This window comes from Azospirillum palustre, assembly GCF_002573965.1.
Lineage (GTDB): Bacteria > Pseudomonadota > Alphaproteobacteria > Azospirillales > Azospirillaceae > Azospirillum > Azospirillum palustre.
In genome coordinates this window covers 225,141-251,135 of the sequence record NZ_PDKW01000036.1, presented here as the reverse complement: position 1 = coordinate 251,135, position 25,995 = coordinate 225,141, and the positions used below count along the sequence as shown (strand labels likewise).

Here is a 25,995-nt window from a genome sequence, read left to right as displayed (position 1 = left end):
TCTCCCCCCCGGGGAGAGGGGATCTCCTTCGGCCTCGGCTCCTTACACCGCCATGTCGTGCGCGTCTTGCCACGCGTGCAGCCCATGGTCGGCATACTGGAAGGCCGGGAGCAGTTCGGACGTCCATCCGGCAGCATCGGCCGTCGTGTCCGATGTCGCCCCGTGCGAGGCCGCATTGGCCGACATCGCGTGACCCAGCAGGTCGCCGGCCTGAAGCTCCGCCACCTGCGCCTGAGAAGCGAAGAGCCCCTTGTCGGCGGCGACCACCAGCGTGCCGTTCCACCACATCCCGCTCTGGCCCTTGACCACGTCGTGCCCGTCGAGCGCGCCCTTGTCGTAGGTCACCGCGGCGTCGGTGGCGGCATAGCTGTGGCCATTGACGCTGACGCTGTTGACGAACAGGTTGCGGTCCTGGCCGCCGGCGAAGCCGTCGTTGTCGTACTGGATCTGCACCGTGTGGGCGCTGTCGGCCGACACGGTGGCGGTGAAGGCGTAGTTCTTGGCCGCGGCACCCACCGTGGCGCTGCCGACCGCATGGCCGTCGACCAGCAGGGTGAAATGGGCGTTCACGCCGGCCGCCGCGGTGCCCTTGGCGTTGACCAGGATGGCAGCCGTGGTGGTGGCGGGGGCGCCGGTTCCGGGGCCAGGGGTGGGATCCGGCACCGTCGGCGTCGCCGTCGTGCCATAGAGCTGGCCGATCTTCGCCAGCAGCGCCTGGGTGTCGAGGTCGGTGTAGCCGGTGCCGGCAATCGGCGTGCCGGTCTGCTTGGCCAGCGACAGGAACTCGTCCTGGGTCAGGGCGCTGCCGCGCAGCGCGATGGCCTCCTGCTGGGCGAGCGCCACGGCGGCGGTCACCGAGGGCGCGGAGAAGGAGGAGCCGTTGGCCGTCACCGTCCGCCCGGCCAGATCGGTCAGCCGGATGTCGGTGCCGTCGGCGCAGAGGTCGGTGATGCCCGGATTGCGCTGGGCCCAGCCCGGCATGGTGCCGTCCCCGCCCGAGGCGCTGACGCAGATCGTGTTGTGGTCGGCGGCGAAATAGGACACGTCGGTCGCCGTCCCGTTCTGCCCGGCATTGCCGGCGGCGGCCGACACCAGCACCCGCTTGGCGGCGAGGCTCGCCAGCTCGTCCGACAGCAGGGTCGTCATCTCCGACGTGGCGGAGCCGCCGGCCAGGGACAGGTTGACGCCGACGATTTTGTAGTCGGACGCATGGGCGACGACCCATTGCAGCGCCTGCTCGATCGCCGCCCCCGACGCGGTGGAGGTGCCGTCCGGGATCACCTTCAGCGCGACGATGTTAAGGTCCGGCGCCTGCGACAGGATGCTGGAGGTCACCAGGGCGCCATGGGTGTCGGCGTTGGGGTTGCGGGCATCGGCGTCGTTGTTGGCGTAGTCGTGCTGATAGACGATGCGCGCGGCGGATTCCCAGGTCGGCGACCATCCGCTGTCGATGACGACGACCGTCTCGCCCCGGCCGGTATAGGTGCTGTTCGCCATGCTGTCGGTCCCGTCCTGCTGCCGTCGTCGATGAAGATGCGGGGCGGAGTATGCAGGCTGGCGATGTGGCCTTCGGATGATAAGGACGGGGCGGATTTCGGACGTGGTGCCTCTTATGCGACGGCGCATAGGGGTCGGGTTTGGCCCAGGCCCGCAGGCATCCCACCTGTTGGGCGATGACGCCGACTGGAACCGTATTGTGCGAGGGGGTGGGATGAGGGTGCCGGTCCATTGCCGCTGGGGTCTCGCCGCCCTGGCCTTCCTGCCATCGGTGGCCTTCGCCGATTCTCCTGCCGCCGCTCCCGCCGGGGCCCCGGCGCTGGAGGTTCCGGTGCGCTGCCGGATCGGGGCGGACTGCTTCGTCCAGAATTACGTCGATGCCGATCCGGGGCCGGGGATGCGGGACTTCGCCTGCGGACGGCTGACCTACGACGGGCACAAGGGGACCGATTTCCGGCTGCCCGATCTGGAGGCGATGCGGCGCGGGGTGGCGGTGGTGGCTGCCGCCCCCGGGACGGTGACGCGCGTGCGCGACGGGATGGACGACGTCAGCATCCGCCAGAGCGGCGGTGCGCCCGCCGGGCGCGAGGCGGGCAACGCGGTGGTGGTCGACCATGGCAATGGCTGGGAGACCCAGTACAGCCACCTGAAGCGCGGCAGCATCGCGGTCAGGCCGGGCGACCGGGTGGAGGCGGGCACGCCGCTGGCCCAGGTCGGGCTGTCCGGCAACACCGAGTTCCCCCATGTCGATTTCGGCATCCGCCATGACGGCCGCACGCTCGATCCCTATACCGGCAAGGAGGTCGGGACCGCGGAGGCGCCGGCCTGTAGCACCGATCAGAGCACCGCGCCGCTGCCGTCGGGCACGCTGTGGAGCGCCGAGGCGCGCCGGACGCTCGCCTACCGGCCGAGCGCCGTTCTCGGCGCCGGCCTGGCGCCCGAGGCGCCGAAGGCGGAGGTGGCCCGGAACGGCGGCTATGGCGGCAAGCCTGTGCCGGTCGACGCGCCCGTGCTGGGTGTGTGGACGGAGCTGATGGGCGGACGCCAGGGCGACCGGGTGACGCTGGAGGTGACCGGCCCCGACGGCCGCCGCCTGTTCCGCAACGAGGGCGCGGTGCCGCGTCCGCTGGCCGTGCTGTTCTTCGGCACCGAGGTGAAAAAGCCCGTCCCCGGCCCCTGGGCGACCGGCCCCTACCGGGTGACGGTGACGCTGCGCCATGGCGACGAAACGGTGCTGAGGGAGGAGCGGAGGATCGAGATGCGCTGACCGGGTTGAGTGGAGTGCTGCCGAAACAACGCGAAGGACAGGGCAAGTGACAACTGCGGCGGCGGGGTCATTTGTCACGAAATGAACACCGGGTTTCCGTACGAAAGAGTACCTCCGAAAGGATAGTGATGCCTCCTTATTAAGTGTTTCGGTCGTGAGATTGCCCGGTATCGGCAAGGCAATCCGGCAATGACAGACACTCAGCAGGCGTTCTACGTCGCGACCAACGGCAACGATTCCTGGTCGGGACGTTTGGCGGCACCCAACGCCGACGGCACCGACGGTCCCTTCGCCACGCTGGAACGTGCGCAGAGCGCGATGCGGGCGACCGGCATCCGCGACACCTATGTGCGCGGCGGCAACTATGCCATGGCGCGCACGGTGACGCTGACCGCGGCCGACAACGGCGTCCGGATCATGGCCTTTCCGGGCGAGACGCCGGTGTTCAGCGGCGGCGAGCGGGTCGGCGGCTTCACCGCCATCGGCGGTGGGCTCTATGCCGCGGCGACCTCTGCGACCGGCCTCGACCTTTCCATCGGCGGGGTGCGGCAGAAGGTGGCGCAGACCGGCGACTGGACGGCCGGCGACGCCAGGTCCGGCTGGTCGGTGCTGGAGGCGGCGGCCGGCGGCGCCAGCAGGACCAGCCTGCGCATCGGTGCCGGCGACGGGGCGATGGCGGCGGTGCTGGCCGCCGGGGTGCAGCCCGGCACGATGGTCCAGACCTTCGACACCGAGCGGCTGTCCGACAACATCCTCGGCGTCGCCTCCATCGATGCCGGCAGCCGGACCGTCAACTTCACGCAAGCGGCGAAATACGCCCTGCGCAGCGGCGGCACCTATCGCCTGCTGAACGACGACGCCTTCATCCGCGATGCCGGCGAATTCGCCTGGAGCGCCGAGACCGGCCGGCTGGTGGTGAAGCCGCAGGATCCCGGCGCCCTGCTGAGCCAGGGGGCCGTGGTGGCGCGGCTGGGCACGCTCGTGGCGCTGAACGGGGCGAGCGGCGTCACCCTCCAGGGGCTGACCTTCGCCGACACGACTTGGGACGGCTCGGCCCTGACGCTGACCAACGCGTCGGGCAACAGCATCGCCGGCAACCGCTTCGTCAATGTCGGCACCGCGATGACGCTGACCGGATCGTCGGCCAACGCCATCGAAGCCAACCGGATGGAGCATCTGGGGGCCGGCGGCATCAAGGTCACCTACGGCAGCAACGGCAACCGCATCAGCGCCAACAGCATGGACGGCATCGGCGAGGTGCTGAAGGACGTCGCCGGCATCCAGCTCTACGGCACCAGCGGCACGCTGATCTCCGGCAACGACATCCGCAACAGCACGCGCTACGGCATCTCGATCAAGAACTGGGACGGCGCCACCGTCAACACCGACACGGTGGTGGAGTACAACCGCCTCTACAACACGATGACCGAGACCGCCGACGGCGGCGCCATCGAGATGCTGGGCCGGTCCAACCTCGACACCCGCACGATCATCCGCGGCAACGACATCCGCAATGTCGGCGGGCTGGCGACCGACGGGTCGGGCTGGCTCGACCGCCAGAAGAGCTTCGGCATCTATCTGGACGACATGGCCAACGGCGTCACCGTCCAGGACAACTTCATCCAGAACACCGGCTGGGCCAGCGTCTTCATCCATGGCGGCGATTCCAACACCGTCACCAACAATTTCGCCACCCTGTCCAACCCGCGCGAGCGCTTCATCCGGCTGGAATGGGTGCCGAGCGCCGGCACCATCGGGCTGCTCAGCAACAACCGGGTGACCGGCAACGTCATCTCCTCGTCCACCGGAACCGATTATTGGGAGTTCTGGACCCCCGGCTCCTACAATGTCAGCGGCAACCTGCTGCAGGGCATCCGCGGGCTGAACGGCGGCGACACGGTGTCGTCCGGCCTGTTCGCCAACCCGGCGGCCGGCGATTTCCGGCTGGGCAGCGGTGCCGCGGCAGCGCTGGGGATCCATGATCTGGATTGGGGCCGGATGGGCTTCGCTCCCCTGACGGTGCCGGGGATCCCCAGCCCCGGCGCCGGTGGGGGCGCCGGGAGCGGCACCGCCCCGGCGACCGGCACGGGCGGCGCCCCCGCCGCCGCGGCCGGTCCGGCCTTCTCGCCGCTGGCCTACATCGCCTCCTATGCCGACCTGTCCGCCGCCTTCGGCGCCAACGCCGCCGCCGGTGCGGCGCATTACGCCGCCAGCGGGCGGGCGGAAGGCCGGACCGTGAGTTTCGACCCGCTGGCCTACATCGCCTCCTACGGCGACCTGTCGGCGGTCTTCGGCACCAACGGTGATGCCGCGGCGGCCCACTACATCGGCAGCGGCCGGGCGGAGGGTCGGAGCGTGAGTTTCGATCCGCTGGCCTACATCGCCTCCTATGGCGACCTGACGGCCGCGCTCGGCACCGACCGGACGGCGGCGGCGATGCATTACATCGGCAGCGGCCGGGCGGAGGGGCGGACGGTCAGCTTCAACCCGCTCTCCTATCTGGCGGCCAATGCCGACCTCGCCGCCGCCTTCGGCACCGACACAACCCGGGCCGACCTGCATTACCTGGGCAGCGGCCGGACGGAGGGGCGGAGCACCGGCTTCGATGCCTCGGCCTATCTGGCCGCCAACGCCGACGTGGCGGCGGCCACCGGCGGTGACCTGACGGCGGCGATGCGGCACTACATCCTGAACGGCCGGCTGGAAGGCCGGGCGCTGAGCCCCGCTGCCGCCCCTGCCCCGGCCCGCGCCGCCGCGGCGCTGCTGCCGGACAGCGCCATGCTCGCCGCCGCCGGTGTGGGGTGAGCATGAACGACATCATGGAAGCGGGGGGCTCCCCCGACCCAGAGAGTCATTACCTGGGATTGCAGAAATTAATAAGCTTTTAGCTCGTAACGACGTTATCCTTCCTCCGATACATCCTGTCGGGGGGTAGCATGGTTACGAAGGCTGTACAGGAAGGCGCCATGTCGCCGCTCTCGTTGCTGACGAAGCTGAAGTCGGCACCGCCTTCCGCGCCTCCTCCTGCCCCATCCTCCTCTCCCGCATCCCCCAAGATCGTGTCGCCGACCGCGCCCCAGGCCAAGACTGCGACCGATACGGTGTCGCTGTCGGCACAGGCGGTCTCGAAGATGACCGGGGCGGCCGACGCTCCGGGAGGTCCGTCCGCACCGCCGGTCCAGCTGAAGATCCCAGGCGATCTCAGTTTCGCGGATTTCAAGGCGATGAGTGCGCGCATGGAGAAGGTCATGGATTATCATCTGGCGAGAGGAAACTTCATCCGACAGAGCATGGAGTCGCTGCGCAGCCAGTTCGGCTTCGAGGGGGAAGGCGAAGCCGCCGGCAATGTCTCGTTGAGTGGCGAGATCGGCAAGGTCGTCGAGCGGCAGGCGGTGTCGAGGGGCATCGCCATGCCGGAAAAATCCCAGGAGGTGAAGGACTGGGAGGCCGAGCGCCAGTCGGAAGCGTCGGTACCGCCGGAAGGCTGGGACAAGTCGTCCCTGATCACGCTGTTCCTGCCGGGCTCCCAGGGAACCGACGACAAGCAGGTGGAGATCTGGCTGGACAACCGGGCCTTCGACAAGCTGGGCAAGATGTCGGCCGACGAGGTCAAGGCCGGTCTGGTCGACATGCTGAACGGTCCCGATGCCGCGGCGTCGCAGGCGGCGGTGGACGATGGAGCGTTCGGCGCTGCGATGCGGGCGGACAGCGAGCACCATTCGGAATTCCAGAAGTCCAAGGCTCGGCTTGGCTTCTTCGATCCCGAGCAGGGGACGAGCGCCCAGCCCTGGCTGATGATCCAGTCGAGAAGCGAACCGGGCTACGTCCAGGAGAATGCCGGCAAGCTGGTCGATACGGTCATGTCGATCCTCAAGGAAGGGGCGGCCGGGCGCACGGCCGGCTGACACCCCCTCCGCCCGTCCCTTTTCCCGCCTGCCCCTCTCCCGCCTGACCGGGTGACAAGCCGGGCGTGAGCCGTTACAACGGCCCGTTCGGCGCCGCTGTCCCGCGGCACCCGGATTTCCATGCGGGGATGATGGCCCAGGCTCTTCTCGACACCCCCTTCGCCCAATCGGCGAAGCCCGGTTCCGGTCCTGCCCCCGGTCCGGACCAGCCCAGCCCAGGCCTGCCCAGTCCGGGGAAGCCGGCCGGACGGCGGTGGCCGGTGCTGGTCAAGCTGGCGGTGACGGTCGTGGTGCTTGCCGCGCTCGCCGCCGGGGCCGATTGGACCGGCATCGCCGCACGCCTGTCGGCCGCCGATCCGTGGCTGTTCGCCGCCGGCTTCGCCGTGAAGGCGATGACCCTGCCCTTCGCCTCGCAGCGGTGGCGGTCGGTCGGCCGCGCCGCCGGCTTTTCGCTGACCCGCTGGACTGCCTTCCGCCTGCAGATGGCCAGCGGATTCCTCGGCCAGATCCTGCCGGGGTCGGTCGGGGCCGACCTGCTGCGCGGCTGGTTCACCTGGCGGCTCGGCCATCCCGCCGGTCCGGTGATGCTGGCCCTGCTGGTCGACCGGCTGATGGCTCTGCTGGGCGTCGTGCTGATCGGGCTGGTCGGGCTGCCGCATCTGGCCGCGGTGGCGCCGCCCGCCGTCGCCGCCACCGTGCTGGTCGGGGCGCTGGTGCTGGCCGTCGCCATGGGGCTGCTGCTGCTGGCCGGGCGCATCCCGCGCGACCGGCTGCCGGTTCCCAAGCGGCTGCGCGACGGGGCGCTGGGGCGGACGGTGTGGACCGCCGTGGCGCAGCTGCGCGCCATGGGCGGCAACCCGGCCGCCTGGGCGGCGCTGGGCCACAGCATCGGTGTGCACCTCGCCACCATCGGGGCCACCATCCTGTTCGCCCGTTCGGTCGGCCTGCCGGTCGGCTGGCTCGACGGGCTGGCCATCGTGCCGGCCGCCATCGTCGCCGCGGCATTGCCCGTCTCGCTCGGCGGCTGGGGCGTGCGCGAGGGAGCGATGGTCGCCGGTTTCGCGCTGCTCGGCTTCAATGCCGACGCGGCCCTTCTGGTCTCGCTGCTGATCGGACTGTCGATCGCCGTCCTGTCGCTGCCCGGCGGCGTCTTCTGGCTGCTGCTGCGCAACGAGACCGCGGTCCAGCCAGACCACCAGACAACTGCCCGGACGGACCACCAGACGTCCCTTCAGACCGCTCCCGGCGGGGCTGACGCCTTTCCCACGGATTTTTCGCGATGACCGAACAGCCGACCTCGACGCTTTCCCAGCCCGTCACCGTGACGGCTGCCGAAGATGGCGCCCCCATGCCGGCCGCCATGCCGGACACCGCTGCCGGGACGCGCGGCCTCTCCCCGCGCCAGCAGCGCATCCGCTCGCTGTTCGACGCCATGGCCCCCCTGCGCGACCGCTGGGCCGAGCGCAACCGCGCCTTCCATGAGGCCGACCGCGCCTATCTGCGCTTCCTGATTCCGGAAGGGGCGACGGTGCTGGAGATCGGCTGCGGCGTCGGCGACACGCTGGCAGCGCTGAAGCCGGCGCGCGGCGTCGGCATCGACCTCAGCCCGGCGACCATCGCCGAGGCCAAGGGCCGCCATCCGCAGCTGGAGCTGATCGCCGCCGACGCCGAGGATCCGGCGACCATCGACACCATCGAGGGGCCGTTCAGCCACATCCTGCTGTCGGGCACCATCGGCTTCCTGGACGACATCGAGGAGACGCTGCGCCTGCTGCGCCGGGTCGCGACGCCGAAGACCCGCATCATCGTCAGCTACCATTCGCGTGTCTGGGAGCCGATCCTGTGGGCGGCTGAGAAGCTCGGGATGCGCATGCCGCAGGGCAAGCAGAACTGGCTGTCGACCAGCGACATCGTCAACCTGCTGGATCTGGCCGGCTGGGAACCGGTGCGCCGCGAATGGCGCCAGCTGATCCCGAAGCGGCTGCTCGGGCTCGGCACGCTGGTCAACCGCTACGTCGCCCCCCTGCCCGGCATCCGCCGGCTGTGCGTGCGCAACTATGTCGTCGCCCGGCCGCAGCCCACCGTCGAGGCGGTGACGGTCGACGGCAAGCCGGCCTCGGTCACCGTGCTGATCCCCTGCCGCAACGAGCGCGGCAACATCGAGAACGCCATCCGCCGGCTGCCCCGCTTCGCTCCCGACGTCGAGGTGATCTATGTCGAGGGCAACAGCCAGGACAACACCTTCGAGGAATGCCTGCGCGTCCGCGACGCCTATCCCGACTGGGACATCAAGGTCATGAAGCAGCCCGGCAAGGGCAAGGGCGACGCGGTGCGCGCCGGCTTCAATGTGGCGCGCGGCGACATCCTGATCATCCTCGACGCCGACCTGACGGTGCCGCCGGAGACGATGGGGAAATTCTACCAGGCCATGGTGTCGGGACGCGGCGAGTTCGTGAACGGCACGCGGCTCGTCTACCCGATGGCGCCGGAGGCGATGCGCTTCCTGAACTTCCTGGCCAACCGGGCCTTCGCGCGCATCTTCTCCTTCCTGCTGAACCAGCGCTTCACCGACACGCTGTGCGGCACCAAGGTGCTGTGGCGCAAGGATTACGAGACCATCGTCGCCAACCGCCATTACTTCGGCGATTTCGATCCGTTCGGCGATTTCGACCTGATCTTCGGTGCCGCCAAGCAGAACCTGAAGATCGTCGAGGTGCCGGTGCGCTATGCCGACCGCAGCTATGGCGAAACCCAGATCTCCCGCTTCACCCACGGCTGGCTGCTCGCCCGCATGGTGGTGTTCGCCTGGAAGAAGCTGAAGGCCTTCTGAGCCTTCACACCGGTTCGGCGGCGGCGAGCGGCAGGAAGGCCTGATAGCCGTCGCGCTGTTCGGTCAGGTTCAGCAGCAGGTCGGTCAGGCTGTCGCGGGCGAAAGTGTCGGTGGTCGAAGCCAGCCGGCGGCGGACGACGGCGATGAACTCCTCCAGCACGTCCAGGTGCAGGGTGGCGGAGGCGAGGACGTCCTGAGCGATCGGGGCGGCGTTCTGGGCGGTCATGATGGCGGTCTTTCGCGGAAGGAAGAGGGCGGCGGCAGGAGCGGACCGAAGCGGCCGGATCAGGCGGCGAGCGCGGTGACGATGGGTTCGGCGGCGGCCAGGACGGTGCGGTAGGTCTCGCGCTGCTCGGTCAGGCCGGCGAGCAGGTCGGCCAGGCTGTCGCGGGTGAAATCGCTGCTGCTGCCGTCCAGCTTCGACTGGGTGATCGCGATGAACTCATCGACCACATCCAGGTGCAGGGAAGCAGAAGCGAAGATGCTGGCGGCGCATTCGATCTTGGACATGGTGTCGATCCCTGTATTCGAGGTGGAGGCTCTTGCCCGTTCTGATGAGCTTATTGAGCCATTCCGCCAGTTAACGAGGCGTTAAGATCACCGATTGGTCCTAGGTCGATTGGTGATTACCTCTTCCAAGAAAAACGCCGCTGTACGATTTGGCGGTAGTGTTACTTCTTTCGATGCGGGTATGAAAAAACGCGGCCGGTTGCCCGGCCGCGTCCTTCCTGTCCGTCCAGCCCCCGGAGGGACCCGGTCGGGCCGTGTTTCTCAGACCGCCTGCGGCAGCCCGTGAATGTAGCCGACACCGCCGCTGCGGCGGTTGCGGTAGGCATCGTCGATCAGGCCGGCGAGGCTGTCCTTGACCTTGTCGTGCAGGCCCTTCTCCCAGTCGCCGGGGTGCTGGAAGTTGCTCATGATGTAGGAGAAGCCGTTGACGTCGTCGACCGCCTGCAGGCCGGTCGACTCCGCACCCGCCGGGCAGGACAGCAGGCGGGCCAGCTGTTTGGTGTCGGCGTTGTAGGCCCACAGGAAGTTGTTGACGTGGTTGCCGCTGTCCTCGCCGATGAACAGGGTGCGCAGCTTCTCGGAGAATTTCAGATTGTCCGGGTTGGCGATCAGGTCGGCGTCGGCGGTGTTGCCGATGGCGTCCGGGGTGGCGAGGTCGCGGCCGACCAGGGCCGGGACGGCGCTGAGATGCACCGGCACCCAGTCGCTGGCGATGGCCGCACCGGCGAGATCGGTCTGGCCGGCCTTCATCGGCAGCTGATAGACGGCGCCGGCGTTGATGGTGTTGACCTTGATGCCGCTCTTGCCGTCGCTCATCGACTTGTAGATGTAGGACATCGCCACATAGGCGGTCTTGTCCTTGGCGTTGACGGTGACGCCTTCCAGCTTGGTGAGCGCCAGCGTGGCGCCGACGGTGGGGGCGTAGCGGTGGGTCTCGAGGAAGGCGGCGGCCTTCTCCATGCCCGGCTTGAACTTGACCCACTGGGTCTTGCCGCTGAAGGGGATGAGGGTGAAGGACGGGTCCTTCGGATCCTCCTTCTTCACCTCGACGATGTCGGCGGCCTTCAGGCTGTCGGCCAGCTTTTCGATCTCGGCGCTGGTGGCGTGGCCCAGCTTGACCCATTTCAGGCCGAAGGCGCCGCCCTTGTCGAGGTCCTTGCCGGCCTCCTGCTCCATCTTCGCGGCATAGAGGGTGCCGGCGGACAGGTCCTTGGCCTTGTCGGCGATGAACATGAACAGGCCGCCGTTGGTGGCGTCGTCACCCATCAGCACGGTGCGCTCGTCCGGCATCACCTGCACCAGCTCGTGCGAGATGCGGCCCAGGCAATAATGCTTCTTGATCGTGCCGGTGCCGTCGGTGTTCACGATCACTTCCGGCAGGTGGCCGTAGTGGTACGGGTTGGCCTTGGTCTCGTCGCCGAACAGGTTCTTGCTGTAGGCGCGGAACTGGTCGTCGAGCGCGGTCGCGTCCGGCTCGTACTCCTCGCTCGACAGGTGGGTGTTCCAGGGCGACAGGCTGGCGCCGCAGGTGATCCACAGGCCATGCGCCGGGCTGGTGTCGACGCTGTGGTACTGCACCAGCTTGAGCGCGCCGGTCTCCTTGTTCTGGTCCAGCGTCAGGACGGCGATCGGCGACGGCAGCTTGCCGTACATCGAGGCGTCCTTGGAATCGCGGGTGGTGTATTCGAACTGGACCACGGCGAACAGCGTGTTGCCGGTGACGCCGGCCACCTTGGCGCCGGGGATCGGGTTCAGCAGGTTGCAGCCGTCCGGGCAGTCGGAGAAGAACTGCGCGGGGGTCGCCAGCGAGCTGTCCATGATCGGCTTGCCGGCGATGTCGACGTAGCCGCCGGCCAGCGTCGTGCCGCCCTTGCCGTCCGGAACCTGATCGCCGGTGATGAACAGCGGCTGGTAGCCGAGCGCGAAGCTCTGCTTGGAGCCGTCGGCCCAGGTCACGACCATGCTGGACTCGACCGTGGTCTTCGCCTGTGCCGCGGCGGCGGTGGGGGCGGCCATGCCGACGAACTCGACGGCGACCGGCGCGCCCTTGGCGGATGCGGCCTCGGCGCCCGAGGCGAACAGCAGCTCGCCGGCGCCGATGCCGGCGACCGGCAGCAGCGGCAGCCCGGCGAGGGCGCGGAGCACCGAACGGCGCGACGTTTCAGGCAGATGGACGGACAGATCGGTCATGGCGGATGTCTCCCGAACCCTCATCAGGGCAAGCGGCTGGCGTGCGCCGCGCCATCGGGCCATGGGCGGACCATGGGAGCCCGTTCGGCGCGGCCTTGTTCTTGGCGAGCGTCGGGAAGCTACCGCGGGGATGTTACAGTTTGACGGTCAGCGGGCGCTGAGCATGCAGGTGCGGTCCGACGGCATCGGCAGCGCCACCGGCTTGCCGTCCGCCCCGGTGCCGCGCACCACGCGGCCGCCGGCCTTCCCGCCAGAGGTCGGCTGAGAGGCGGGCTGTTCTGCGATCTCCGGGTCGGTGACCTGGCCGGCGACCGTCCATTGCCGGGTCTGCGGGTCCTGGCAGCGCAGCTCGTAGCGGCCCTTCATCGGCTCGGCTGCTGCGGGCGAGGCGGTCGGGAGGGCGGCGGCCAGGAGCAGGGCGGCCATCAGGGACATGGGGGAGCGACGGATCATCCGGCTTTTCCTCGGCTGGTTGTGTCCGCCGGGCGGGGGCGGGACACCGCCCGGGCGATGTCGGCCTGCCAGATCATGCTGACAAGGGCGATCTGGGTCAGCAGATGCATCTCGCCGCGGCCGATGGCCTCCAGCAGCTCCGCCCGCGTCAGGAACAGGATCTCGGTATCCTCCAGATCGTCGGAAACCGGATCGGCGACCCGGCGGCAGCCGGTGGCGTGGAACATGTGCGACCAGGCCCCGCCCTGGTTGGCGTTGACGATGTAGGCGCCGAGGTCGGTCCAGCTCTCCGCCTCCATCCCGGTTTCCTCCATCAGTTCGCGTCTGGCGGCGGCCAGCGGATCCTCGCCGGGCGACAGATGCCCGCCGGGAAACACCAGCCCGACCTTGCGCGGACCGTGGCGGTACTGGCGATAGGTGACGATCCGCCCGTCCGCCGTCTCGGCGAAGATGCAGGCGAAGGAGGGCTGGTCGAACTGGTAGTAATCGTCGATCCGCCGCCCGTCCGGCAGCTCCACCGTCTCGACCCGCACCTTCAGGAACGGATCGGCGTCCAGCAGCTCGCGGCTGCCCAGCACGGTCCAGGGTCGGTGCAGGCGGTAGGGGCGATGTCCGGGCATAGGCTGGGCTGTTCTCTGGCGGGTGCGGGGCCGCTATCGCCTATCAGTCCCCGCCCACCGGCGTCCAGCCCCCTCATGGGGAAGGACCGGGACGGAGCTTCAGGCCGCCACGTAGATCTGGTTCACGAAGGGATCCAGCCCGTCCGGCACAGCCGATGAACGGCGGTCGAGCGGCGGAACGGTCGGGCCGTGGGGGGTGCGGTTGACGTTGTACTGCCCGGACAGCAGCAGGCGCCGGCCCCGTTGCGGCAGGGCGCCCTTGTGGACGCCGTAGGTGTCGCCCAGGAACCGGCTGCCGGCCGGGCCCGTCATGGTCACCGTATCGGCGGTGCCGAAGGCGGCGTCGACCTGCGCGTCGGTCAGGGCGCGGCCGGTGGAGAGCAGGCGGCTGCGGTGGCTGCCCTTGACGAAAACATGCGGGCCGCCATCCTCGTCCACGTCGGTCAGGTAGAAGAAGATTTTGAAGCCGCGCAGGCTGTCGAGGTCGCGGTGGTGGCGCTGTGTGCCCTTGGCCGCCTCGCGCCCGCCAAAGCTCTCGCCGCCCCAGGACCACCAGCAGCCGATGTTGTCGAGGATCGGCTTGCAGCCGAGATACAGCTCCGCCGTCTCCAGCACCTGCGGATCGTTGAAGAGAGCCAGCACATGGGGTGCCTGCAGGATCTGGTCGATGCCATGATAGCCCATGTTGGACACCGGGCTGGGCGGGCTGTCGGGCCGGAACCAGCCCAGATGCGGGCGGAAAGGATCGTGGCAGGGGGTGTTCTCGAAATAGGCGCGCAGGTCCGCGACGACGGCCGGGTCGATGGGCTGCAGCAGCGGGGCGATGCCGTCCCTTTCCAGCGTCCGGCACCAGTCCCGCGCCTCCAGCGACGGATGGAAACCGGGTGTGCGCGGACGCCGCGCCGCGATCTGCGCCGCCAGCCGGTCGCGCAGGACCGGGTCGGTGACGATGGGCAGGATGTCGTAGATGGCGTAGCGGGGATCGGCCTTCGCCTTGCGCCAGTAAGCCAGCGGCGATGCGATGCGCGTCCGCACATTGTCCAGAAAGCTGCCGACGGGAGCGGGGACGAAGGAGGACGCCATGGGATGCGGCACCGCGTGAAAGGGGAATAGTCTTCGACGAAGACTCTCCATAAGAGCACCCGCCTTTCAAGCCGTATCCGCTTGTGCGCGCCGCTCCACCGCTGAGGCAGGGCGTCGCACGTTATAAGGCGTAGTGTCTTTTGAGAAATGAAGAAGGCAGGGAAACCCGATGACCATGACCGGTGTCGAACATCGCGTGCTGTACCGCGACCCGCGTTTCTATGCGTCCTTCCCGTCGCTGACCCCGGCGCCGGACGGTTCGGTGCTCTTGGCCTTCCGGCGGGCCCGCGACCATCGCTGGCTGCGCGGGCCGGAATACCGGGCGGGGGAGACCGGGTTCAACCATGTCGACCATCTCGATTCGCGGTCGCAGACCGTCCTGCTGCGGCTCGGCCCCGATGCGGAGCCGCTGGGAGAGGAAACGGTCCTGCCCGCCGACCCGCAGGCGGCCGACCAGGACGCCAGCCTGCTCACCCTTCGCGACGGCCGCATCCTGCTGACCGGCTTCCGCTGGTATCCGGTGCCGTCGTCGCAAGGGGACGCGCTGCGCGCGCTGGGGATCGGGCTGACCGGCAACCCGCAGAAGACCGGCGACCTCTACATCTTCTGGGGCGGCTACAGCCGGCATAGCGACGATGGCGGACGGAGCTGGACCGCGCACCGCGACCTGCCGCCCCTGCCCGGCCATCCCGACATCGTGCCGGGTCGGCGGCCCTTCCATGGCGGTGCGGTGCGCGGCCGGGCGGTGGAGGCGCCGGACGGCACGATCCTGCAAACCGGCTACACCTACCATCCTTCCACCGGCACCTATGCCAGCCATCTCTTCGTCTCGACCGACCGGGGGGAAAGCTGGGCGCACCGGGCGATCATCGCCATCGATCCCGAGGCCAGGGCCGGCTTCTGCGAGACGGCGCTGCATCTGGACGCCGACGGCGTGCTGCACGCCTTCCACCGCACCACCGGGCTGGACGACCATCTGGCAACCTCTCGCTCCAGCGACATGGGCCACAGCTGGGAGCCGTGGCGGCGCCATGCGGTGGTCGGCCATCCCTATGATCCCTGCCCGCTGCCGGACGGCCGGCTGCTGCTGGTCGGCGGCTACCGCCATGCGCCCTACGGCGTGCGCGCCCGCATCTACGACCCGCGCCGCCAACAGCCGGACGAGGGGACGGAGCTGGTGCTGCGCGACGATGGGCCGGCACCGGACCTGGGCTATCCCTGGGCGGCGGTGCTGCCGGACGGGCGCGCCATGGTCGCCTATTACATCTGCGACGCCACCGGCCTGCGCGGCATCGAGGCGACGCTGTTCCAGCCGTGAGAAGAGCCTGGGAGGACGGCCTGCGACCCGCTGTACCCTGGACCGGCCGGCGGGGCGCGGGCTACCCTTCCTGCATCATGGAAAGCCCCCTCCCCTTCGCCGCCGCCAAGGCCGTCCCCGGCATCGACCCCGCCGCCTACCACGACCCGGAGATCTTCCGGGCGGAGGAGGAACGGGTCTTCCGCCGGTCCTGGGTCTTCGCCGGATTCACCGATGATCTCGCCCGGCCCAACGACTATCTGACCCGGCGCATCGGCGGGCTGGACGTGCTGGTGCAGAATTTCGACGGGGAGCTGCGGGGCTTCCGCAATGTCTGCACCCACCGCTTCGCCATGATCCACCGGGCGCCGCGCGGCAACGGCATGCTGCGCTGCGGCTATCACGGCTGGACCTTCGACCGCGACGGCGTGCCCTATGGCATCCCCGGCAACGAGGCGAATTTCGGCCTCGACCGGGAGGGCCGCTGCGGCCGTGCCCTGACCCCGGCGGCGGTGGGGGTGTGCGGGCGCTTCGTCTTCCTGCGGGTGGCGGCGGAGGGGCCGGAGCTCGACGACTGGCTGGGCGGCTATGCCGACGTGCTGCGCCATGCCTCGGAGATCTTCGTCCGTTCCTTCGACGAGCGGTCGATGGAGTGGGCCGCCAACTGGAAGATGGGGGTGGAGAGCGTGCTGGAGGTCTACCACGCCGACCTCACCCACCCGACCACCTTTCGCAAGCTGGTGAAGGGCGACTGGCGCTGCGACTATGACGGCGCCCATTCCCGCGGCGTGACCGGCGTGTCGGACAGGAGTGCCCGCTGGTGGGACGGCGTGTCGGAGCGGCTGGGCTTCCGCCCGAGCCCGGCTTTGCGCGAGTACGACCATTTGCACATCTTCCCCAACCTGGAGATCGGCTTCACCCGCGGTGCCGTGATGAGCGTCCAGACCTACGACCCGCTTGGGCCCGACCGCTGCGCGCTGAGCCTCCGGCTGTTCCTGGCCGATCCGGACGGCGATGCCGGCAGGGGCGGTCCCGCTGCCCGCCGCCTGATCGAGGAGGGTGCCCGCGACCTCAACGTCGCCCTGCTGCGCGAGGACCAGGAGGCGTCGGAACTGGCCTTCCGCGGCTGCCGGCAGACGGACCGCCCGGCGGTGCTGGGCCTGAACGAGGAGCGCATCCAGCAGTTTCACACGGTTTGGCGGGGAATGATGGGCTGACTCCGTCTCCCGCCTCCGCCCCGCTTTTTGTCGCTGTCCAGGGGACCGGGAGTCTGCCACCATCGGGCGGGGGGCTTGGTCGTCGGAGGTTCATCCACCATGGGCGGCACCATGACGATTCCCCCTGCCGTTGTTTTCAGCCGGCTTGCCTTCGGTCCGCGGCCTGCGGAGCCCGACGCCGCCAGCGGCCGTCCCGACTGGCTGGCCCGCTGGCTTGACCGGCAGCTGTCTCCCGATCTTTCCCCCGATGGCCATGACGACCCCGAGGTCGAGCGCCGTCTCGCCGCGGCCAAGCTGCGCATCCGCTATCCCGCCGGGGACGGCTGGGAGGCGGTGGACGAGGACCGGCCGCTGGCCTGCCTGGGCCAGCCGATCGAGGCGCTGTGGCCGCTGGCCGCCAACCGTCCGGCGGTCGCCGGGCCGGAGCGGCAGAGGCCGCGGCTGGAGGTCGCAGCCGCCACCCTGATCCGCGCCGTCCACAGCCGCTGGCAGCTGCGCGAGGTGCTGGTCGATTTCTGGCACAACCATTTCAACGTCAACGCGGCGGGCGAGCCGGCGGTGGCCGCCGCGCTGCCCGTCTATGACCGCGACGTCATCCGCCGCCATGCGCTGGGCAATTTCCGCGCCTTCCTGGAGGCGGTGGCGACCAGCAGCGCCATGCAGGTCTATCTGAACAACCGCTCGTCCCGCGCCGGCGCCGCCAACGAGAATTACGCCCGCGAGCTGTTCGAACTGCATGGGCTGGGGCGCGACGCCTATCTGAACGCGCTGTACAACCGCTGGCGCGACGTGCCGGGGGCGCTGCGCGGCGCGCCCGACGGCTACATCGACCAGGATGTCTACGAGGCCGCCCGCGCCTTCACCGGCTGGACGCTGGAGGATGGCGCCGGGCTGGGCGGCGACGCCAGGCTGCCGGTGACCGGCCGCTTCACCTATGTCGAGGGCTGGCACGACAATTACCAGAAGCGGGTTCTGGGGCGGGAGTTCGACCCCTTCCAGTCGCCGATGGACGATGGGCGCCGCGTGCTCGACCTCGTCGCCGACCATCCGGCGACCGCCCGCAACCTCTGCACCGCGCTGTGCCGCCGGCTGGTCGCCGACGATCCGCCGGCCGGGCTGGTCGCCCTGGCGGCGCGGGTGTGGACGGAGAGCCGGAGCAAGCCGGACCAGATCGCCCGCGTCGTCCGCGCCATTGCGCTGTCCCCCGACTTCGCCCGCATCCGCGATGCCAAGGTGAAGCGCCCGCTGGAGCTGGTGGCGTCCTTCGCCTGCGGCGCCGGCATCGACCTCGTCCCCACCAACGCCCTGCTGGGCGAGTTGGACGGCAGCGGCCAGCGGCTGTTCGGCTGGCCCGCCCCTGTCGGCCATCCCGACCGGATGGAGTCCTGGTTGGGGGCCGCCGCCATGCGCCGGCGCTGGGCGCTGCTGCTCGGGCTGGCGGAGAACCGCTGGGAGACCGGGGCCATCGACCTCGCCGCCCGCTTCCCGGCTCCGCTGCCGGCGGCGGCGGCGGTGGACCGCTGGCAGGGGCTGCTGCATGGCGACGAGCCGGAGCCGGCGACCACCGCCGCCATCCTGACCGGCATGGGGCTGGCGGCCGACGCGATGCTGACCCCCGGCACCAAGGCCGGTGACGACCGGCTGCGGCGGGTTGCCGCCTTCGTGGCGATGGCGCCGCGCTTCAACCAGCGTTGAGGGAGGCTTGAGCCATGACGATTTCACGCCGTGGTGTGATGCAGGGCGGACTGGCGGCCGGCCTCGGGCTGGCCGGGGGCGGTCTGACGGGGATTCCCGGCGTCCGCAGCCTCGCCTTTGCCGCCGATTCTTCCGCTGAGGCGCCGGTCGGGATGCTGGGGGCCGGCACGCTGGTGGTGGTGTTCCTGCGCGGCGGGGCGGACATGCTGGCGCTGGTGGCGCCGGCCGACGACCCCGACTATCGCGCCGCGCGGACGCCTGAGCTGCGGGTGATGGCGGAGGGGGCGAAGGCGGGCATCCGGCTGGAGCAGACGCTGGCCCCTTCCCTCGACTTCCGCCTGCATCCGGACGCCGCCCCGCTGGCGGAGCTTTATGCCGCCCGCCGGCTCGCCATCGTCCATGCGGTGGGGCTGACCGACGGCACCCGCAGTCATTTCGTTGCCCAGGACCTGATGGAGCGCGGCATCGCCCGCGAGGAGGACCTCGCCCGCACCGGCAGCGGCTGGGTCGCCCGCTGGCTTGGCGAGGGCGGGCATGACGAGGGGGAGGGCGGACGGGTTCCGGCCATCGGCACCGCCGCCGCTCCGGCCGCCGCCCTGGCGGGGCTGGGCGGCGCGCTTGCCGTGCCCGACCTGCGCGGCGGGCTGGCCCCTCCCGGCGGGCCGCAGGCGGCGGCGGTGCTGGCGGCGCTGTCCCGGCAGGGCGACGGCGCCTATGAGCGGGCGGCGCGGGCGGCGCTCGACGGGCTGTCGGCGGTCGACGGCCGGCTGCCGCGCGGGACCGACGGCAAGGTCGCCGCCTATGACGCGGAGGGCGGGGCCGTCTATGAGGAGACCGAGGCCGGACGGGCGCTGCAGACGGTCGCCCGCATGCTGAAGATGGACATCGGCCTGCGGGCGGCCTGCGTCGATGTCGGCGGCTGGGACACCCACGAGAACCAGCAGGGGCGCTTCGCCACCGCCGTCGGCCAGCTGTCGCGGGCCCTCGCCGCCTTCCATGCCGACACCCGGCGCCATGAGCGCGACCTGACGCTGGTGGTGATGAGCGAGTTCGGCCGGCGCCTGCGCGGCAACCGCAGCCAGGGCACCGACCATGGCCATGGCGGCGCCATGCTGGTGCTGGGCGGCCGGGTGGCTGGCGGGCGCATGCTGGGCCGCTGGCCGGGGCTGGCCAGCCACCAGCTGGACCGCGGCGTCGATCTGGCGGTCACCACCGATTACCGGACGGTGCTGTCGGAACTGATCGGCGCACCGGCGGCGCGCGGCTTTCCGGGCTTCCAGGGCGCGCCGCTGGGCGTGCTGCGGGGGTGAGGAACAGGGCGGTGGGCTCTTTTCAGGAGGGGAGACTCAAACTTTCCCATGGATTGATGATGGAAACACCGCAATCCAGGAAATCCGCCACGTTCCTGGTTGCCAGGGCAGCGCCGCGGGAGGCTGCAACAGCGGCGATCTGCGCATCGAAGGCCCCCGTCGGCCGGCCCCGTTGCCGCCGTCCCGCCGTGATGGGCGCGAAGGCTTTCGCCGCCATGCTGTCGAAGGGGAGCACTCGCCCGGCGAAGTCTTCGGCAAACATCTGTTCCGCCGCCAGCACCAGATCGCTCCGTCGCCGCCCCTCCGGCAGCAGGGCAAGGCCAAAGAGGATTTCCGCCTGGGTGATCGTCGTCGTGAACAGGGTGGCGGCAGGATGCCCGGCAAACCAGCGCAGTACGGCTTCGGACGGAGCTGGGCGCATCAGTTCCGAGAGCACGTTCGTGTCGAGGATGATCATCAGTCGAAGCCAGGCGGGGGCCGCAGGGTTTCGCGTTTTGTCTCCGCCACCTCCACACCACCGAGCCGCGCGAAGCGCTGGTGGATGGCTTCGCCCAGATCCGGCACCGGCTGGCGCTCTTCCGTGAGTGCTGCCCGCAGAATATGGCGGGCCTCATCCTCCATGGAGCGCCCGTGATGGGCGGCACGGATCCGTAGCTGGGCCTTCAGCGGATCCTCAAGGTTTCGGATCGTGATGCTGCCCATCGATCACTCCTGAGCATGTCGGAAGAAGGAGGCTAAGCCGAGATTGCATCGATTTCAATGATAGCAGCCGGCTCTCCTACCGCCACTCCCGCCCGTCCATGTCCTCATACACCCTGAACCGGTCGCGCACCGTCAGCCAGTCCTCGGCCAGCATCTCGAAGACATGCAGGTCGATCTCCTGGCCGTCCTTCACCACCTGGCGCTTCAGCACGCCGACCGGGCGGTAGCCGATCATCGGCTGGCCCTTCAGCAGGCGGGGGCTGTTGGTGCCCATGATGTGGTTCACCACCTTGCGCAGACCCATCGTGAAGAAGACGTGGTTCAGCATGTAGGCGAAGTTCAGCGGGGCCGCGCCCATCCGTCCCGCCCGCTCGCCCATCAGCACGCCGAAGGTGGCGATCCGCCACTCCGGCTCGGTCACGGTGATCGAGACATGGCCGGCCGGCACGCCGTCGACGCAGAGGAGGCGGTGGACATAGTCGTTGCGCTCCGCACAGCGCCGCAGCCACGCCTTCTGCCGCTCCACGTCGTAGGGCACGACGCTCAGCATCTGGCTGGCGATGTCGGGCCGGGTGCGCCAGCCGAGCAGAAGTTCGGCGTGCTCCTCTGTCGGCTCGATGAAGGTCAGGGAGCCGCTCATGCCGGGAGTCCCACGATGACCCCCGGACCTTTTGTCCCGATGAGATGGCGCATGGCGGTTCTCGGCATCGCGGGGCCTCAGGCGGTGCGGCCGCCGTCCACCGTGACGATGGACCCGGTCATCCAGCGGCTGGTGTCGGCGAGCAGATAGGCGATCATGTGGGCGATGTCGTCGGGATGGCCGAAGCCCAGCGGCTGGAGCGTGCGCAGATGCTCGTACTGCTCGGCGGTCAGCTTCTGCTTGCCGCGCTCGATCAGCTCGGTCTCGACGATGGAGGGAACGACGCAGTTGACGCGGATGCCGTCGCTCAGCAGTTCCACCGCCAGCCCCTTGGTGGCGGCGATGATGCCGCCCTTGCTGGCGGCATAGACGACGTTGCCCGGCGAGGCCGCCGTGGCGGCGGTGGAGGAGATCAGCGCCATCGCCGCCCGCTCGGCATGACAGCCCTTCTGCCGCAGCCCGCGGGCGAGCGCCAACGCGCTGCCCAGGTTGGCCCGCATCACCTCGTCGAAGAAGGCGGCGGAGAAGATGCGGATCGGCCGCAGCGTCTGGATGCCGGCGCAGTGCGCGATGCCGTCGAAGGGCGCGTCGTCGGCGCACAGCCCCTTCACCCAGCCCGGCACCGCTTCCAGATCCGACAGGTCGAAGGGGGCGATGGCGTGGTCGTCTCCTTCCAGACGGTCGGCGGTCTCGGCCAGCCGCTCCTCGTCGCGGCCGTTCAGCACCAGCCGCGCCCCCAGCTTCGCCAGCATCACCGCCGTCGCCCGGCCGATCCCGGCCGACGCCCCGGTCACGAGGATGCGGCGTCCGCTCAGGTCCATGGGATTGTAGACGGCTGTCATGGCGGGGAAATCCAAGTTGATGGCGTATCGGGTGCGGACCATAGCATGACGGTCAGCCGACAGCAGCGCGTCCGGGACTGCGGCCTTTTGTGCGGGGCGCCACGCCCGTTTCCCAATCGGCAGAAACGGTGACGGCGGAGCCATGCGGCGCAATCAATCTTTCGGAAACCAATCCGGCGTCACTGTGCGCTATGGTGCCGGACACCGATTGAGACAAGCGCCCTGCCGGGCTGCGAAGACGCGAAGGACAGGACAGCCATGAAAGCCATCATCGACGGCATCCGGATCGCCGGCCTGCGCGCGGTGGTGCCATCCCAGCGCCATTCCTTCGTCGATGAGCCGGGCATGTTCACGGTGGAGGAGGCGAAAAAACTGGCCGCCACCATCGGTGTCCAGGAACGCCGCGTGCTGCCGCCGCCCTATTGCGCGTCGGATCTCTGCCTGGCCGCGGCCGAAGGGCTGATGGAACAGCTGGGCTGGGAGCCGGCGACGGTGGAGGTGCTGGTCTTCGTCTCGCAGGACGCCGATTACGTGCTGCCGGCCACGGCCTGCATCCTGCAGCACCGTCTGGGGCTGCCGACCAGTGCGGCGGCCTTCGACGTGCCGCTGGGCTGTTCGGGCTATGTCTACGGCCTGTGGATCGCGGCGAAGCTGCTGGGCGGATCCTCGGCCAAACGGGCGCTGGTGCTGTGCGGCGACAACCCGACCCGTCATCTGCATCCGGAGGACCGCGCCACCCTGCCGCTGTTCGGCGATGCCGGATCGGCCACCGCGCTGGAGGTGGACGCTTCGGCCCCGCCCATCCCGGTGGTGATCGGCACCGACGGCGCCGGGGCGCCGCACATCTTCGTCAAGGCCGGCGGCAAGCGCCATAGCCTGATCCCAGGGGTGGGCACCGCCGGGCGGATCGCCGACGAGGAGACCGCCGCTCAGCTGGAGCGCGAGTCCCGCCTGACGCTGAACGGGGCGGAGGTGTTCTCCTTCACGCTGCGCGCCGTGCCGCCGCTGCTGCGCGAGGCGATGGAGCATGCCGCCACCGACGTGGATGGCATCGACCGCTTCGTCCTGCACCAGGCCAACGCCTTCATGCTGGAGCATCTGCGCAAGCGCATGAAGGTGCCGGCGGAGAAGTTCATCATCGACATGCAGGGCTTCGGCAACACCAGCTCCGCCTCCATCCCGCTGGCGATCTGCCACAGCATGGGGCCCCAACTGGCCGCCGGGCCGGTCAAGACGCTGATGGCCGGTTTCGGGGTAGGCTGGTCCTGGGGGGCGATGGTGGCGGAGCTGGGGCCTATGCCGGAGCCGCAGGTGGTGGATTTGCCGGAGGGGTATCCGGTTCTGGCGGTGTGAGAACGTCCAAAATGCTTAAGAGCGCGGATCGCGACCGGATTTATGTTGAGGGAAAACAAGCGATTTCAGCGCTTAAAGCCAGAGTTTCGATGTTAAAATGATGGTGATGGATTCTCTTGTTGACTGTGGGCAGCTGAATGAACCCTTGTTGGAAAGATGATTGTGGATTTTTCTCCATCTTTTACCTATTCCGAACTGGCTGATGCAGATCTCGTGTCTTGCGATGTCTTCGACACGCTGTTGCTGCGACATGTCTCCAGCCCTGCGCTTGTTTTCGACATCGTCGGACGGGAAGCGGTGGAAAGGGGGATGGTCGACAGTGGTCTGAGTCCGATGCTTTTCCGATTGGCGCGACAGGATGCAGAGCGCCGCGCCCGTGCTGCGGCACGAGGGGGTGAAACCGATCTGGCGGGCATTTACCATTGTGCCAAGCTGGGGAATGCAGAGACTCTTGCCGACCTCGAATTGGAAATCGAAGCGTCGTTGATCTATGCCAATCCCCTTATGCTGCCGGTCTTGGAAGAACTGGCGCGGCAGGGGCGGCCCGTGGTTTTGCTCTCGGACATGTATTTGGGGGCGGAGCAGATCAGGCAATTGCTGTGTGGCGCTGGAATCCGCGACGAATTTTTCCGCGCCCTTTTCGTATCCAGCGATCATGGTTGTTCGAAGCGGAATGGCGGGTTGTTCCGACGGCTTCTGGAGGATAATCCCGCCGTGCCGCCCTCGCGGATTCTGCATATCGGTGACGATCCCATTGGCGACGTCGCCATGGCTCGCTCCGCCGGACTGGGCGCCGTGCATTATACACCTGGCCCCTCCCTTGCGCGTCTGCATGACCGCGAGCGGATGATTGGCGGAATGGCGGCTACGGTTGCGGTTCCTCGCCGTCTTCCGGCATCGCTTGCCGGCAGGCATGATCCGTCGGATCAGGCTCCTTGGTTGGAGTTCGGCAGCTTGGTTCTGGGGCCGGCCGTTGCCGAATATTGCCGATGGGTCGTCGAGGACTGCCATCGGCGCGGAATTGCCCTGGTCGCGCCGCTGATGCGGGAGGCTGCGGTTTTCGCCCCGCTGATGCAGGATTGGATCCGGCATCGTGGCTATGCGATGCAGGTCGTTCCGCTTCACGTCTCGCGTCAGGCGCTGGCTCCCTTGGAGTTCGCGGAACTCGATCATGCCGTGGCGCGACGAATTCTGACGGCGAAGCCGCATATGGCCTGGGACCGGTTGTTGGAGCAGGCCGGCGGTCTGGTTCCGGAGGAACTCGCGTTCCTGGCCGGGCAGACGCTGGAGATGTTGGCTGGCAAGATTTTGCCTTCGGGGTCCTCAGCCCTGGAAGCGGTATTGCGCCTGTTCGACGATCCTGTCCTGCGCAGAACGGCCGCTTTGCGGAGTGCCGAGCGAAGGGCCCTGATCCTGGAGCATCTGGCGGAACGGATCGGTACGTCCGGGCGCGTCTCCTTGATGGATCTGGGGGCTCGTGGCAGTACTCCTGCCGCCCTTGCCAGGCTGGTTCCGGGCGGACGGGCCCGCTTCCATATCCATCTCTGCTATGCTGTTGCCGATGTCGGAGCACTTCTGGCCGATGGACTGCATGTCAGCGTGTATGCGAGCGGATCTGAGCGGGCCATGGCGATGGGACGCATCCTTTACCGTAGTCCGCAAATCTTGGAGCGTGCGTTGACCGGCCTGTCCGGCACCACGGTTGGCTATAAGCATAATGCTGGAGGACGGTGCGTCCCGGAAATCGCGCCGGTGTCCGCCACTGCGGGTGAAGCGGAGAAACTGGCCCTGTTGCAGGCCGGCATCCGCCGCTACGCGGCGCTGCTGATTGCCACCACCTCCTCGTCCGGCGATCCCCGGCTGTGCCTGGGAGAGGAAGCCCTGCTGCCCTTGACCGCGGCCCTGACCATCCCCACCGCCTGGGAGGCCGATGCCTTGGGAAATCTTGCCTATGACCAAAATGACGGCGTCGATGGGGTGCGCAGGATCTGCGATGCGGACACTCTCGAAGGAGTGCGCGCCGTGGCGGCAATGATGGAGGGGCCGGCCATGGGACTAGCGCTCGGGCTTCGCCCGTCTCGGGTGCCGTGGCCGCAGGGAGCGCTGACCCGTCTGGACCCTGAGATATTCCGACGCCCCGCCGACATGCTCGCGATCGATGCGGGCCATGCCCCGATCTGCCGGGCCATGGTCGCCCGTCTCCGAGCGGAAGGGTGGATGCGCGTCGCGGTTCTCGCGGTGGGGGGCGACGGTGGCATGGGCCCCGACTTTATCCGTACCGCGCGTGAAAGCGGAGTTGAGCTGGCAGCCTATGCGGACCTTATGGAGCATTTGGTGTCATCCTCCCTGTTCCATGGGGTTCCCGTGGTGGAAATGAGCCATCTGGTATCTCTGGCGCCGCTTCCCCTGGTTCTGGTCACGCTGGGTTATGCGGAGCGTCTGGCCGACCTGGTGCAGCGGCAGTTCGCGGCGGTAGGCCGCATACCGCATATCGTAGCTCTGTGCCGTCCCGATCTGGAGGTTCGATCGGGATAAGCGGCTGACGGCGACGGATGCATTTGCCTTTTCTCTGCATGCTTCACGC

The 25,995-nt window shown here is 68.9% G+C and carries 22 protein-coding genes; 11 read left to right on the top strand and 11 right to left on the bottom strand.

What is annotated here, in order from left to right:
- Positions 1-42: 42 nt before the first annotated feature.
- Positions 43-1,497, bottom strand: coding sequence for a carbohydrate-binding domain-containing protein (locus CRT60_RS37685; protein WP_342210661.1), 1,455 nt, complete (start codon positions 1,495-1,497; stop codon positions 43-45).
- Positions 1,498-1,711: 214 nt separating this feature from the next.
- On the opposite strand from CRT60_RS37685, the gene CRT60_RS01485 reads away from it, so the two are divergent.
- The 5 genes from CRT60_RS01485 to CRT60_RS01465 all read left to right on the top strand — a co-directional run bounded on the left by CRT60_RS01485 (position 1,712) and on the right by CRT60_RS01465 (position 9,499).
- Complete coding sequence (locus tag CRT60_RS01485) at positions 1,712-2,764, top strand: M23 family metallopeptidase (protein ID WP_098734679.1); 1,053 nt, start codon at positions 1,712-1,714, stop codon at positions 2,762-2,764.
- Positions 2,765-2,953: 189 nt separating this feature from the next.
- Entirely contained in the window at positions 2,954-5,569 is a 2,616-nt protein-coding gene (locus CRT60_RS37440) for a right-handed parallel beta-helix repeat-containing protein (RefSeq protein ID WP_098734678.1), read from the top strand.
- 161 nt (positions 5,570-5,730) lie between these two features.
- Positions 5,731-6,669, top strand: coding sequence for a hypothetical protein (locus CRT60_RS01475; protein WP_244592203.1), 939 nt, complete (start codon positions 5,731-5,733; stop codon positions 6,667-6,669).
- A gap of 65 nt (positions 6,670-6,734) precedes the next feature.
- Positions 6,735-7,952, top strand: a complete 1,218-nt coding sequence (locus tag CRT60_RS01470; RefSeq protein ID WP_244592202.1) for a lysylphosphatidylglycerol synthase transmembrane domain-containing protein — start codon at positions 6,735-6,737, stop codon at positions 7,950-7,952.
- Positions 7,949-9,499, top strand: a complete 1,551-nt coding sequence (locus tag CRT60_RS01465; RefSeq protein WP_098734677.1) for a bifunctional class I SAM-dependent methyltransferase/glycosyltransferase family 2 protein — start codon at positions 7,949-7,951, stop codon at positions 9,497-9,499. The genes CRT60_RS01470 and CRT60_RS01465 overlap by 4 nt, the downstream gene beginning before the upstream one ends.
- A gap of 4 nt (positions 9,500-9,503) precedes the next feature.
- Here CRT60_RS01465 and CRT60_RS01460 read toward each other — a convergent pair whose 3' ends face one another.
- From CRT60_RS01460 to CRT60_RS01435, 6 genes are all read right to left on the bottom strand, one after another.
- Positions 9,504-9,725 carry a hypothetical protein gene (locus tag CRT60_RS01460; RefSeq protein WP_098734676.1) on the bottom strand — a complete coding sequence of 74 codons (222 nt, stop codon included), beginning with the start codon at positions 9,723-9,725 and terminating at the stop codon, positions 9,504-9,506.
- Positions 9,726-9,784: 59 nt separating this feature from the next.
- Positions 9,785-10,009: a hypothetical protein gene (locus tag CRT60_RS01455; protein WP_098734675.1), complete on the bottom strand. Its 225-nt coding sequence runs from the start codon at positions 10,007-10,009 to the stop codon at positions 9,785-9,787.
- A gap of 261 nt (positions 10,010-10,270) precedes the next feature.
- Positions 10,271-12,199: a PhoX family protein gene (locus CRT60_RS01450; RefSeq protein ID WP_098734674.1), complete on the bottom strand. Its 1,929-nt coding sequence runs from the start codon at positions 12,197-12,199 to the stop codon at positions 10,271-10,273.
- Between the two features lie 147 nt (positions 12,200-12,346).
- Positions 12,347-12,652, bottom strand: a complete 306-nt coding sequence (locus CRT60_RS01445; protein WP_098734673.1) for a hypothetical protein — start codon at positions 12,650-12,652, stop codon at positions 12,347-12,349.
- A complete protein-coding gene (locus CRT60_RS01440) occupies positions 12,649-13,272 on the bottom strand; it encodes an NUDIX hydrolase (protein ID WP_098734672.1) in 624 nt (207 codons plus the stop codon). Before CRT60_RS01440 ends, CRT60_RS01445 begins: the two co-directional genes overlap by 4 nt.
- A gap of 99 nt (positions 13,273-13,371) precedes the next feature.
- The gene (locus CRT60_RS01435) at positions 13,372-14,355 is read right to left on the bottom strand and encodes a phytanoyl-CoA dioxygenase family protein (RefSeq protein ID WP_167421605.1); all 984 of its coding nucleotides are present in this window, start codon (positions 14,353-14,355) and stop codon (positions 13,372-13,374) included.
- A 169-nt stretch (positions 14,356-14,524) separates the two neighbouring features.
- On the opposite strand from CRT60_RS01435, the gene CRT60_RS01430 reads away from it, so the two are divergent.
- The 4 genes from CRT60_RS01430 (at position 14,525) to CRT60_RS01415 (ending at position 19,874) form a co-directional block, all read left to right on the top strand.
- The gene (locus CRT60_RS01430; RefSeq protein WP_098734670.1) at positions 14,525-15,673 is read left to right on the top strand and encodes a sialidase family protein; all 1,149 of its coding nucleotides are present in this window, start codon (positions 14,525-14,527) and stop codon (positions 15,671-15,673) included.
- A 77-nt stretch (positions 15,674-15,750) separates the two neighbouring features.
- Positions 15,751-16,869 (top strand): aromatic ring-hydroxylating oxygenase subunit alpha, encoded by a 1,119-nt coding sequence (locus CRT60_RS01425; protein ID WP_098734669.1) that lies wholly within the window; start codon positions 15,751-15,753, stop codon positions 16,867-16,869.
- A 99-nt stretch (positions 16,870-16,968) separates the two neighbouring features.
- Positions 16,969-18,564, top strand: a complete 1,596-nt coding sequence (locus tag CRT60_RS01420) for a DUF1800 domain-containing protein (RefSeq protein WP_098734668.1) — start codon at positions 16,969-16,971, stop codon at positions 18,562-18,564.
- 14 nt (positions 18,565-18,578) lie between these two features.
- Positions 18,579-19,874, top strand: a complete 1,296-nt coding sequence (locus tag CRT60_RS01415; protein ID WP_098734667.1) for a DUF1501 domain-containing protein — start codon at positions 18,579-18,581, stop codon at positions 19,872-19,874.
- 22 nt (positions 19,875-19,896) lie between these two features.
- Here CRT60_RS01415 and CRT60_RS01410 read toward each other — a convergent pair whose 3' ends face one another.
- From CRT60_RS01410 to CRT60_RS01395, 4 genes are all read right to left on the bottom strand, one after another.
- Positions 19,897-20,331, bottom strand: coding sequence for a type II toxin-antitoxin system VapC family toxin (locus CRT60_RS01410; protein ID WP_098734666.1), 435 nt, complete (start codon positions 20,329-20,331; stop codon positions 19,897-19,899).
- On the bottom strand, positions 20,331-20,576 hold the full coding sequence (locus tag CRT60_RS01405) for a FitA-like ribbon-helix-helix domain-containing protein (RefSeq protein WP_098734665.1): 246 nt from the start codon (positions 20,574-20,576) through the stop codon (positions 20,331-20,333). Before CRT60_RS01405 ends, CRT60_RS01410 begins: the two co-directional genes overlap by 1 nt.
- 76 nt (positions 20,577-20,652) lie before the next feature.
- The gene (locus CRT60_RS01400; protein ID WP_098734664.1) at positions 20,653-21,216 is read right to left on the bottom strand and encodes a GNAT family N-acetyltransferase; all 564 of its coding nucleotides are present in this window, start codon (positions 21,214-21,216) and stop codon (positions 20,653-20,655) included.
- Positions 21,217-21,293: 77 nt separating this feature from the next.
- The gene (locus CRT60_RS01395; protein WP_098734751.1) at positions 21,294-22,058 is read right to left on the bottom strand and encodes an SDR family NAD(P)-dependent oxidoreductase; all 765 of its coding nucleotides are present in this window, start codon (positions 22,056-22,058) and stop codon (positions 21,294-21,296) included.
- Between the two features lie 258 nt (positions 22,059-22,316).
- Here CRT60_RS01395 and CRT60_RS01390 point away from each other — a divergent pair, with 258 nt between their 5' ends.
- Complete coding sequence (locus CRT60_RS01390) at positions 22,317-23,411, top strand: 3-oxoacyl-ACP synthase III family protein (protein ID WP_098734663.1); 1,095 nt, start codon at positions 22,317-22,319, stop codon at positions 23,409-23,411.
- Positions 23,412-23,567: 156 nt separating this feature from the next.
- Positions 23,568-25,946, top strand: coding sequence for an HAD family hydrolase (locus CRT60_RS01385; protein ID WP_098734662.1), 2,379 nt, complete (start codon positions 23,568-23,570; stop codon positions 25,944-25,946).
- The last annotated feature ends 49 nt before the right edge of the window (positions 25,947-25,995 follow it).